At 65.1% G+C, this 11,115-nt stretch carries 10 protein-coding genes; 6 read left to right on the top strand and 4 right to left on the bottom strand.

Annotated elements, in window-relative coordinates; genetic code table 11:
- Positions 1–26: 26 nt before the first annotated feature.
- The 4 genes from CRM90_RS25485 to CRM90_RS25470 form a co-directional block, all read right to left on the bottom strand.
- Positions 27–1,877: a condensation domain-containing protein gene (locus tag CRM90_RS25485; protein ID WP_102809681.1), complete on the bottom strand. Its 1,851-nt coding sequence runs from the start codon at positions 1,875–1,877 to the stop codon at positions 27–29.
- 30 nt (positions 1,878–1,907) lie between these two features.
- Positions 1,908–2,132 carry an MbtH family protein gene (locus tag CRM90_RS25480; protein ID WP_102809680.1) on the bottom strand — a complete coding sequence of 75 codons (225 nt, stop codon included), beginning with the start codon at positions 2,130–2,132 and terminating at the stop codon, positions 1,908–1,910.
- A gap of 287 nt (positions 2,133–2,419) precedes the next feature.
- Positions 2,420–3,691, bottom strand: a complete 1,272-nt coding sequence (locus tag CRM90_RS25475; protein ID WP_102809679.1) for a glycosyltransferase — start codon at positions 3,689–3,691, stop codon at positions 2,420–2,422.
- An 18-nt stretch (positions 3,692–3,709) separates the two neighbouring features.
- Positions 3,710–4,420, bottom strand: a complete 711-nt coding sequence (locus CRM90_RS25470) for a class I SAM-dependent methyltransferase (RefSeq protein ID WP_102809690.1) — start codon at positions 4,418–4,420, stop codon at positions 3,710–3,712.
- A 131-nt stretch (positions 4,421–4,551) separates the two neighbouring features.
- Between CRM90_RS25470 and CRM90_RS25465 the strand changes: the two genes are divergently transcribed.
- From CRM90_RS25465 to CRM90_RS30790, 6 genes are all read left to right on the top strand, one after another.
- Positions 4,552–5,052: a DUF2505 domain-containing protein gene (locus CRM90_RS25465; protein ID WP_102809678.1), complete on the top strand. Its 501-nt coding sequence runs from the start codon at positions 4,552–4,554 to the stop codon at positions 5,050–5,052.
- A 149-nt stretch (positions 5,053–5,201) separates the two neighbouring features.
- The gene (locus CRM90_RS25460) at positions 5,202–7,400 is read left to right on the top strand and encodes an acyltransferase family protein (protein WP_102809677.1); all 2,199 of its coding nucleotides are present in this window, start codon (positions 5,202–5,204) and stop codon (positions 7,398–7,400) included.
- A gap of 24 nt (positions 7,401–7,424) precedes the next feature.
- Positions 7,425–8,468, top strand: a complete 1,044-nt coding sequence (locus CRM90_RS25455) for an NAD-dependent epimerase/dehydratase family protein (protein ID WP_102809676.1) — start codon at positions 7,425–7,427, stop codon at positions 8,466–8,468.
- Between the two features lie 126 nt (positions 8,469–8,594).
- Entirely contained in the window at positions 8,595–9,524 is a 930-nt protein-coding gene (locus tag CRM90_RS25450) for an ATP-binding cassette domain-containing protein (RefSeq protein WP_102809675.1), read from the top strand.
- Entirely contained in the window at positions 9,521–10,276 is a 756-nt protein-coding gene (locus tag CRM90_RS30795) for an ABC transporter permease (protein ID WP_199190052.1), read from the top strand. The genes CRM90_RS25450 and CRM90_RS30795 overlap by 4 nt, the downstream gene beginning before the upstream one ends.
- Positions 10,273–11,073, top strand: coding sequence for an ABC transporter permease (locus tag CRM90_RS30790; RefSeq protein WP_199190051.1), 801 nt, complete (start codon positions 10,273–10,275; stop codon positions 11,071–11,073). Before CRM90_RS30795 ends, CRM90_RS30790 begins: the two co-directional genes overlap by 4 nt.
- Positions 11,074–11,115 lie beyond the last annotated feature (42 nt).

Below are 11,115 nucleotides of genomic sequence, written 5' to 3'. Positions count from 1 at the left end.
CACAGCAAAATCAGTCTGACCGGACCTCAACAGGGTCGATCCACGGATTGAGGCTTAGGGGTTCCGGTGGTGCCCGACGTGTAGATGATGTACGCGATGTCGTCGGGTTCCGGCCCCGGCACCGCGGTCGCGGGTTGGTCGTCGACGGCCGGATCGCTGAAGTCGACGATCAGCATGTCACGTCCGTCAAGGCGTTGACGCAGCTCGGAATTGGTGATCGCGGCGACGGGGGCGGCATCGTCGAGCACGAATTGCATGCGCGCCTCCGGAACCGCCGGATCTATGGCGATGTAGGTCGCGCCGGTCTTCAGAACGGCCAGGATGGCGACGATCGCGTCGGCCGACCGCGGCAGCAGCAGTGCCACCCGTTGCCCCGGGCCCGCGCCGCGCGTCGCCAGCAGGTTCGCCAACCGGTTCGATGTCTCGTCGAGCCGGCGATAGGTCCATGCCTGCTCGCCGTAGCTGAGCGCCACCGCATCGGGGACTCGGGCCACCTGCGCCGCGAAGAGTGCTGGGATCGACACTGGTTTGTCCAGCTGATCGGTGAGCCCTTCCCGATTGCCCCATGACGCGAGCTGGTCGCGTTCGGCACCGTCGAGCACGTCGATCGATGACAGGCTCCTGGCCGGGTCGGCGGTCATCGCCACGAGGACTTGCAGCAGGCGCCTGGTCACCTCGGCGGAATCCCACTCCGAGAACAGGCGTCCCGAGCCCAGCACGTTGAGATACAGCTCCTCCCCCAGCCCGGAGAAGGTGAATCCCGAACTGCCGGCCAGACCGGAGTTGGTCATGGTCGCCGATGCGGGGGCGCCGCCGAAGTCCAACGTGAATGCGGCCGGGAAGAAGTTGATCGACAACCGGGAGGCTTGCGAACCGCGTTCGAGTGCGTGCACCGGAAATCGCTGGTGCTGCAGTGCTTCTCGCATGCGGGTGTCGACCAGCTTGCAGAAGTCACTGACCGACGTCTGCGCCGGAGTGCCGAGCACCAGCGGCACCAATCCCGCTGCCATGCCGGGCAGCGTCTTCAGCTCCGGCCGGACTCGCCTGCTGACCGGGAAGTCGAACACCACTTCGGCACCGGCACCGCACCGACCCCGCACCAGCAGCGCACTCGCCGCGGCGATGACCGCGGTGCGGGGGATGTCCCAGATGTGGGCCAGCTCGTCAACACGGCGCAGCACCGCCGGATCCAGCCGGACAGGCGCCGAGCGGAAGCCGAGGTCGCTGTCGTCGGGCGACTCCGACCGCTGATTGCCGGCCGAGCTTTCGGCCGGGAGGTGGTGCGACCAGTACTCCTGGTCGGCGGAGAAGTCGGCGGATGCCTCGTATTCCGCTTCGCAGTCCAGCAAGTCCTTCAGCGAACCGAAGAACGCGGGCGGGACGAGGTCACCGGAGATAGTGGCGGAGTAGATCGATGCGACGCGGTTGACGAGCAACCAGATTCCGGCGCCGTCGATGACGATGTGATGGAAACACCCGAACACATAGAACTCGGCCGGCCCGGTCTCGAAGAGCGCGTACTTGAACAGCGGGCCGGTGAACGGCATCGGCGCGCGCTGAATCGACAGCGCCATCTGCTGCACGTCCCGCTCCGGGTCGTCCGATCCGCTGAAGTCGTAGAAGTCCAGATCGATCTCCGGATAGTCGATCACCCGCTGGAAGACCTGGCCGTCCTCCTCGAAGAACGCCGCCCTGACCGGTTCGGCTTCTCGCATCGCGCGCGTCAGCGCCCACTCGAAGGCGTCGCGCTCCAGCGCGCCCTCGACCTTCAACAGCATGCCGATCTGCCAGTCGGTTGCGGATTGACCCGTTTCCTGTGCCAGCCAGATATCCAGCTGCGCGCGCGTCAACGGAAGCGCATCCTCGTTGAGTTCCATCACGACTCCCAGACCCAAACTCTCAACTAGTCAGACGCTCGACTTTCCTGACAACCGGTCGCGCAGGCTCTTCGGTCGGATATCGGGCCAGTTGGCTTCGATGTACTCCAGGCACGCGGCACGGTCGGCTTCACCGTGAACGACACGCCATCCCGCCGGGACGTCCGCGAAGGCCGGCCACAGGCTGTGCTGTTCCTCGTCGTTGACCAGGACAAAAAAGCTGCCCTCGTCGTCATCGAAGGGATTGGTGCTCACCGCGTCTCCCGACACTCTCGTCAATATAGGTAGAACAAGTTCCAAACCATACTTCGTGGTGTGACCCATGTCATGAAGTTCGGTGTGACTCACATCACCGGATAGCAACCTTTTGCGCTCCGTCCCCGACGACTGACAGTGGTGGCCACGGGTTTCTCTCAAATGGCGCGGTTAGACCCACTTTCGTGGCTTTTCGCGCTCACGCCGACAGGTGCCCGATAGGTGCTCCCAGCCCGGCTACGACCATTAGCGTCGTGAGCCAGCAAGCGCGGTTCTCGACGCCGCCATCAGCGCGCGGCGCGACCTCTGCGAGCGAAATCTTCCAGACGGTCGGCGGCAGTGGCAGCGCTCTTGGCCGGTTCGGTGATCCTGGTGGCGAGTTCGCGGGCTCGGGCGACGTAAGCGGGAGCAAGAACGGCGCTCAGGTCGGCCACCAATGTCTCCTCGGTCACCGTGGAGAATCGCCGGGCGGTGCCCACCTTCAACCGCTTGACCGCGCCCCCGTAGATCGCGTGCACGAGGTCCCAGAACAAAATCAGCTGCGGGACGCCGGCGCGCATGGCAATGGGCGTGGTGCTCGAGCCGCCGTGGTGGACGATTGCGCGGCAGGCCGGGAACACCGTCGCGTAGTTCATCAGACCGACGACCTTGACCCGCTCAGAATGCGGGGCGTTGCTGAAGTCCGTGTTGGCGGCGCCGACCAGCGCCCGTGTGCCCAGCCGTGCGCAGGCCGAGTCGATCATCGCGATCGTGTCGGCCGGCGACTCGACTGGAATGCTGCCGAAGCCGAAGAAGATCGGTGCAGTGCCCGCGGCAATCCAGGACAGCACCTCGTCGTCGGTGTCGGCGCCCAACTCCAGGGTCAGCGTCCCGACGAACGGCCGCTGTTGGTCGAACTGCGCCCATTCGTCCGCGAGGCCGGGAAAGCATGCCTCGTCGTAGGCCTGGATTTCCAGCGACCCGCGCTCGGTGATCCGCCGTGGCGCCGAGTGCCGCGCCTCGGGCAACCCCATTTCTTGACGCTGGGTATCTTCGACCTTTTTCGTCCCGCGCCACGACATCCACCAGAACGCCCTGACCACTGCCCGGCTCAGCGGTGCAGGCAGAAATGACAGCACGCGGGAGTTGGGCCGCAGCGGAAAGTAATGCAAGGTGGCCAATGGGATGTCGAGGTGTTCGGCGACATTGGCGGCGGCGTCTTCGAAGTTGATGCCGCTGAAGATCAGATCGGCCCCGTCGGCCAGCGACATCAGCGTCGCGCTCATGTCCTGCCAGCCCTGAAAAAGGGGGCCTGAGATCTCCCGCCGCGCTTCGGCCATCTTCCGCAGCCGCCACGGCGTGCTGAAGAAGCAGGTCCAGTAATCGCGGTGCGCGTCGAGAATCGATCGCGAATTCGGACCGAATCCGACCGTGTCCGGGACCGCAGCCTTGGTGAATTCGATCAGGTCCGGCGGAACCGCCATGGACACGTCGTGCCCGCGGCGCACCAGCTCACGGCCGACGGCGGCGGTGGGCTCGATATCGCCGCGACTCCCCCACGTTGCCAGTACGAACTTCATCGTCGAGTCGAGGACGAGCTACTGGGCGGGGCTCATGGCAAGGAACTCGCCGAGGTACCTGGGTGGCTTGAGGTTGAGCAGCCGGGTGCGATCGGCCTTGAGATCGGCGTAGGTGAGCGCCTCGACCTGTGCCGGGGAATACGGCAACGTCGACTCCGGCGATCCTTTTCGGACGAATCCGACACCTTGATCGCATTTGAGCACGCCGACCACGAGGTCGGAGCGGGTGCTGCGGAGTTCGACGATCGCTTTCCAGACGTCGCCGTTCCAGATGCCGATCTTCAACGGCCCGGACTGCTGCGCCATGAACTCGTCCCACGAGTCGGCGCGGCGGCCGGCCAGTTCGAACGGTGGGTTGCAATCGTGCAGGAAGATGACGCCGTCGTCCTTCAGGTAGCGCACGGTGTTCTCGACATCACGCACCACCTGCTCGTAGGTGTGCAGTCCGTCGATCAGCGCGACGTCGACGGGATGCTCCGCGAGCAGAGCCGTCTCGTTCTCGAAGAACGCGTCGCTGGTGGTCTCGAAGTACTTGGTGACCCGACCTTTGGCGTCGGCGAGTTCACGCGTGCGCTCGGTAAGCCGGAACGCGGGGTCGACGGCGAACTTCACGTCGGCGCTGATGCGCTGGAAGGCCTGCCCGCGCGAGACGCCGATCTCGAGATAGACCGGATCGGTGCGCATGGCGAGCGCTTGTTGGACCGCCCTGATCCGGTTCACACCTGGCATCGCGTCCACCAACTTGACGAGGCCGCTGTTGAAATTGACGCCGCTGATATTCACGCGTGGTTCCTACCACAAAGCGCTTGCACCGTATGAGGGTTTCGGCTCACTGCCCCTGCGGGTAAGAATGGTCGGCTATGCCGCGTTCATTCGAGGTCGTCGCCGAATCCGCCGCCAGCGTCGAGTCAATTCATGCAGCGTTCAGGCGTGAAGACTATTGGGCGGACCGGTTGGCCGGCGATGCCGCGTCCACCCTGGATGCCCTGATCGTCGGTACCGACGGAGCGGTCGATGTGCACATCACCCAATACCTCGGTCGCCAGATGTTGCCCGGACTGATCGCCAAGGCCGTTCCCGGCGACCTGAAGCTCCAGTACCGCGAAACGTGGCGATCCGCCGGTGACGGTCGGGTACGAGGTGAGGTCGAAGTGTCGGCGGCGGGCGGCTTCGGATCGAGCCGCGCCGAGAACTGGCTGGCTGCGGCGGGCCACGTCTCGCAGCTGCGCTCGGCGGTAAGCGTCGAGGTCAAAATCCCCCTGCTGGGCGGCCAGCTCGAAAAATCGATCGGCGCGGGCTTGGCCAAGAGCATCCCAGCGACACTGCGTTACACCACCACGTGGATCGCCGAACACGGATAAATCACCCGTCTGATGGTTGATGCCGACCGCGCTCGCCCCCATTTGGCAGCGAACTAGTAGCGAGCAGATCCCGAAACCAGCTGTGGCGCCTGCGCACGAGTGTAAGAATGCCTCGACTCAATTGACGTGTTCGCTGATTTAGCAGGTAGGTGACATTGGCCCACGCCGACAGCCTCAGGGCTAGCGAAGGACAGCAAAGTCGGCGCTCCGAACAGGACTACTTCCGCCCGGACATCGAGGGCTTGCGTGCCATTGCCGTGTTGGGCGTTGTCATGTTTCACGCTGCGATCCCCGGCGTCAGCGGCGGCTACGTCGGTGTCGACGTCTTCTTCGTCATCTCGGGGTTTCTGATCACCGGACTGCTCTGGCGTGAGGTGAGCGGAACGGGTTCGGTCCGGCTTCGGAAGTTCTACGGGGCCCGGGCCCGCCGGCTGCTGCCCGCATCGGCGACGGTCGGCGTCGTCACGATGGTCGCCTCGATCCTGCTGTTGCCACCGTTGCGGGTCCCGACAGTCCTCTACGACGGCATCGCCAGCGCGCTCTACGTCGGCAACTACTGGTTCATCCTCGACAACATCAACTACTTCTCCGACTCGCTGTCGCCGTCGCCGTTCCTGCACTACTGGTCGCTGGGGGTCGAGGAGCAGTTCTACATCGTGTGGGCCCCGCTCATGCTCGGCACCGCATGGGTCATCCGGCGGTTCCGCCGGAACCGAGCGCGAGCCGTCGGGTCCTCGCGTCGGCCGTATCTGGTGGTGCTCGGCCTGGTCACGGTCCTGTCGTTCGCCCTGTCGCTGGTGATCACCTATGTCGTGCCGGCGATCGCCTTCTTCTCGCTCGCCACTCGTGCCTGGCAGCTGGCCATCGGCGGGCTCGTCGCGCTGACCGTGATTCACTGGCAACGCCTCTCGCCCAGGATCGCGGCGATCGCCGGGTGGGTCGGGCTGACCATGATCGTGGTCGCCTGCGGGTGGTTCACCTCGGCGACGCCTTTCCCCGGCACGGCCGCGTTGCTGCCCACCCTCGGCGCGGTGCTGGTGATCGGCGCGGGTTGCGCCACACCATCCCAGGGTTGTGGGCAGTTTCTGAGCACGGCGCCGATGCGCGCCATCGGCCGCATCTCCTACTCGTGGTACCTGTGGCACTGGCCGGTGCTGGTGCTTGCGCCTGCGCTGCTGGGGCACGCACTTGGTCTGGGCGAGCGCATCATTGCGGCGCTGCTGGCCGCGGGTCTGGCTTGGTTGACCCTGCGCTATCTGGAAAACCCACTGCGCTTCGCACCGAAAATCCGCGACTTCCCTTGGCGCAGCCTCGGCCTCGGCGCGGTCGCCACCACGATCGCGGTCATCGTCGGCCTCGGACTGTTGAAGGTCGTTCCCACCCCGGTCGGGCCCGGCGCACCCGCCAACGCCGCGGCCTTCACCGCCCCGCCGGCGGTTGCGGCCGGTTCCGACAGCAGCGCCTACGACGCCGCCGTCGCGCAGACTGTTGCCCAGGTGCAGACCGCGCTCGCGGCCGCGCTCGACGCCAGGGCCGTTCCGTCGAACCTGAACCCGCCCCTGTCCAACTTGTCGGGCGAGCAGCGGAACATCACCTACAACGGCTGCCTGCGTACACCGTACGAAAGGGGACAACCCGACTGCGTGATGGGCGACACCACCTCGTCGACGACCGTGGCCCTCATCGGCGACTCGCACGCCGCGATGTGGATGCCTGCCTTCGAACAGCTTGCCCCGCAACGGCATTGGCGACTACAGCTGTTAGCCAAGGAGGCCTGCCCGGTCATGGACGTGGCCGTCGGCACCGCTTTCCGTCGCCTGATCGAATCCTTCCAATTCTGCGAACAGTGGCGCGCCGAGGTCATGGCCCGCCTGAAAGCCCAACCTCCCCAACTGGTCGTGGTGAGCGTGTTCCGCGGTTACGGCTTCGACGAGGAAATGACCGGATTCAAGGCCTACAACCCCGCCTGGGCCGAAAGCCTAACGCGGCTCGTGCGGGAGCTCCGCGACATGGGCACGCAGGTACTGGTGCTCGGCCCGATCGCAAGTCCGCATGCGAATGTGCCGATCTGCCTGTCCGGGCATCTTGATGATGCGACGGGCTGCGCACCGTCCCGCTCGGCCGCGGTGAATCAGCCCGGCGTCACCGCCGAAGCCGCCGCCACCGCGGCGGGCGGCGGGCAATACGCCGATCTCAGCGACCTGTTCTGCACTGCGGAACGCTGCCCCGTCATCGTCGGCAACACATTGATCTACATGGACGTGAGCCACCTGTCCATCCCGTACTCGCGACAACTGGCACCGGCCATCGGTGCACTGACCGACCGCGCACTCGCGCGCGGTCACTGATCAGGAGGCTTGATGTCGAAATCTGTGCTCATCACCGGCGGGGCGGGATTCATCGGGTCCACGCTCGCGCGCCGCCTCGTCGAGGCCGGCTACGACGTCGCGGTGATGGATATCCTTCACCCGCAGGTGCACGCCGCGGGTGCCGCGATCGATCTCCCGCCATCGGTGCGGCTGTTCACCGGCGATGTCACTCACGCACCCGACTGCGATGCCGTGCTGCGACTGTTCAAGCCCTCCCAGATCGTGCATCTGGCGGCGGAAACCGGTACGGCGCAGTCGCTTTCAGAAGCCAGCCGGCACGGTTCGGTCAATGTCGTCGGAACGACCCAACTGCTCGACGCGCTGAGCCGCTGCAGGCATGTGCCCGACCAACTGGTGTTGGCCTCGTCGCGGGCCGTGTACGGCGAAGGCGCCTGGCAGTCGGCCACCGACATCTTCTATCCGCCGCCGCGTAGCCATGCCCAGCTCGTCGCGGGGATCTGGGATCCGCAGGGCCCCAGCGGAGATCCGGCCGTACCGCTCGCGAGCAGCGCAGAGCGCACCGAGCCCCGGCCCACCAACATCTATGCCGCCACCAAGCTCGCCCAGGAGCACATCCTTGCGGCGTGGACGGCCGCCCACGACACCAGGCTCACCGTGCTGCGCCTGCAGAACGTCTACGGCCCTGGCCAGTCGCTGACCAATTCGTACACCGGCATCGTCGCGCTGTTCGCCCGGCTGTCCCGGGAGAAGCAGGCGCTCGAGGTCTACGAAGACGGCCGGATCGTGCGCGATTTCGTCTACATCGACGACGTGGTGGAGGGGCTCTTCGCGGCGATCGAGAGTCCCGCGGCACCGTCACGCTACGTCGATATCGGCTCGGGTGTGCCGACCACCATCCACGAGCTCGCGCAGCAGCTCGCAGCCATCTGCGGAGCTCCCGAACCGGTTGTCGTCGGGAAATTCCGCGACGGTGACGTTCGCGCCGCCCGGTGTGACATCGAGCCGGCCACCAACGAGCTCGGTTGGCGTCCCAAATGGTCGCTCGAGGAAGGCATGCGCGCACTCCTCGACTGGATCGGCAAATAACCGATCGCTCGGCGAATCCGCTGATCACAGTTCCAAGAGATAGGTCTACCTCGTGTATTTCTCGGTTGCGACCAAGTCGTCGCTACTCGACCCGCAGCTCCGCCACTCACGCTATGGTCAATATTCGTGATCGAGCTTGATGGGGTAGCTAAGACATTCGACGGCAGCGTCCTGGCATTGCGGGACGTCAGCTTTTCCGTTGCAACTGGATCGATATGCGCTTTGCTCGGTCACAACGGAGCAGGCAAGACCACGACGATCAATATCCTGTCCACGTTGTTGCGGCCAACCTATGGCAAAGCGGTTGTCGCTGGCTACGACGTCGTCAAGGAACCCAGCCGGGTCCGCGCTTCCATCGGCATGACCGGCCAGCATGCCGCGCTCGACTGGCAGCTCACCGGGCGGGAGAACTTGGTGATGTTCTGCCGCCTGCACGGTATGCGACGCAAGGACGCGCGGGCCAGAGCCGACGCGCTGATAGCGCAGTTCGATCTGCCGCACGCGGCCGACCGGCCCGTGGCCACTTATTCGGGTGGCATGCGACGCCGAATCGATATTGCCGCCGCCCTGGTGGTTCCGCCGAAGGTGCTTTTCCTCGACGAACCGACGACGGGGCTCGATCCGCGCAGTCGCCGCACTGTGTGGGACCTGGTGTCGTCGTTGGCCGCCAACGGCGTCACCGTTCTGCTCACCACGCAGTACCTAGAAGAGGCCGACCTGCTCAGCGATTCGATCGTCGTGATCGACCACGGCCGGGTGATCGCAAGCGGCACTGCCGAAGACCTCAAGAGCCGGGTCGGGTTCAGCTACTGCACAGTGAGTCCGGTCGATCCCGCCGACTTGCCCAAGATCCTGGCCGCGGTCGCCGATCTACAGGACGCCGAGGCCGACGAGGACGCCAACACCGTTTCGGTGCTGGCGTCCAGTGGGGTTGCCACTCTCAGCGAGGTATTCCGCCGAGTCGACCAACTCAACATCGAACTCGCCGACATCTCGCTGCGCAAGCCCTCGCTGGACGAGGTATTCCTACATCTGACGGGCAGCGTAAACGCGTGACAGCGGTTGGTGTTCTCACCGAACGCATCGTCCGGAACACATTGCGCAGCGACCTGCCGTTCGCAGTTCTGGCGCCGGCGGGCAACTTTGTCATATTCAACCTGGCGCTTCGCAATGTCATTGACACCGGCGGGATTGGCTACTCGCAATATCTCTTACCGGTCATCATCGTGCAGGTGACTCTGCTCGGTGCGCTGACGACTGTTGACCGGGCGAGCCGAGACCATCAGTCGGAGCTAGGGATTCGGCTCCGAACATTGCCGTTCTCCCAGTGGGCACCGCTGACAGCTCGCATGCTGTACTGCCTCCTCCGCGGAGCGATCGCGTTGGTCGCCACGTTCGCCGTCGGATATGCCTTCGGCTTCAGGATGATCGGCGGTCCCGGTTTCCTCGCGGCTTTCACGGCTCTGGTTCTGCTGTTGACGCTGTCGCTGTCGCTGGCTGCGGACACTACGGGCGTGTGGGTCTCCGGGGCTTCGATCGCCAGGGACGGCGGCTCGAGCCAGGTTCTGCTGGTTCCGCAGTTCCTCCTCGTGATGTTGTCCACCGGAATGGCGCCAATCGACTCGTTTCCGAACTGGCTGCACGGATTCGTGCAGTATCAACCGGTTTCGCTGATGACCGAGACCCTCCGAGGTGTCGCCGCCGGCCACGTCGCGATCGGCAGCGTCGCGGCCTCCTTGGCGTGGTGCGTCGGGCTGTTGGTGGTATTCGGGGCACTCACAGCGCGAATGCAGGGGCGTACACAGTGACCGACAACCAGCCGGTGCGAAGCTCACTGATCAACGAGAGCCTAGTATTCGCCGGCCAGCTGCTGACCCACTGGCGCCGCTCGCCGCTAGTCCCGATCCAATCAGTACTGTTCCCAGCGTTTCTGCTGATCACCTACTATCTGCTAGTTGGCAAGTCGATCTTGCGAATGACCGGCACCGACAGTCTGTACGGACTGGTCCCGACGTGTGCAATCGCCGGCGCGTTCTCCGGAGCGCTTGCGGCCGGCCTCACCCTGCCGCTAGAACGCGATCGCGGACTGCTCAGCCAATTTTGGGCGTTGCCAGTGCACCGCGCCAGCCCCCTCGCCGGCCGGCTGATGGCCGAGGCGGTGCGGACGTTGGTGAGCACGGTCGTCATCACCGCCGTCGGACTTGGACTCGGCCTCCGCTTCCACGGCGGGGTGCTCAACTTCCTCCTTTTCCTGCTTGTGCCGATGTTGGTGGTCATCTCCTTCTCGATGGCGGTGATCGCAATCGCGGTGCGCGCCAAGGACGGAACGATGCTTATCTGGCTAGGACTGCCGGCGATCACAGCAGTCTTCGCCAGCTCGGGCTCCCCGCCTGTCGAATCGTTGCCCTCGTGGATGTGGCCACTCCTACGGCTACAACCGATGGAGCCGATTGTTGAGTCCATGCGGACGCTGGCCCAGGGCGGTCTTCCGGTGGCTCCTTTACTCATAGGTCTGATCTGGACGGTTGTCACGGCCGCCGTCGTCGGGCCGCTGGCCGTCCGCGGCTACCGTGCCGCAGCTGAGTCCGGGGGCGCTCGCGGTTGACACGAAGCAGCAAGCCCTAGAAGGCCGCCGACACAACCAGCC

It is taken from the genome of Mycobacterium sp. ENV421, assembly GCF_002887815.1.
In the GTDB taxonomy this organism is placed as follows: domain Bacteria; phylum Actinomycetota; class Actinomycetes; order Mycobacteriales; family Mycobacteriaceae; genus Mycobacterium.
Note: the sequence above shows the minus strand (reverse complement) of the source record. Positions and strands in the feature narration are given on the sequence as shown.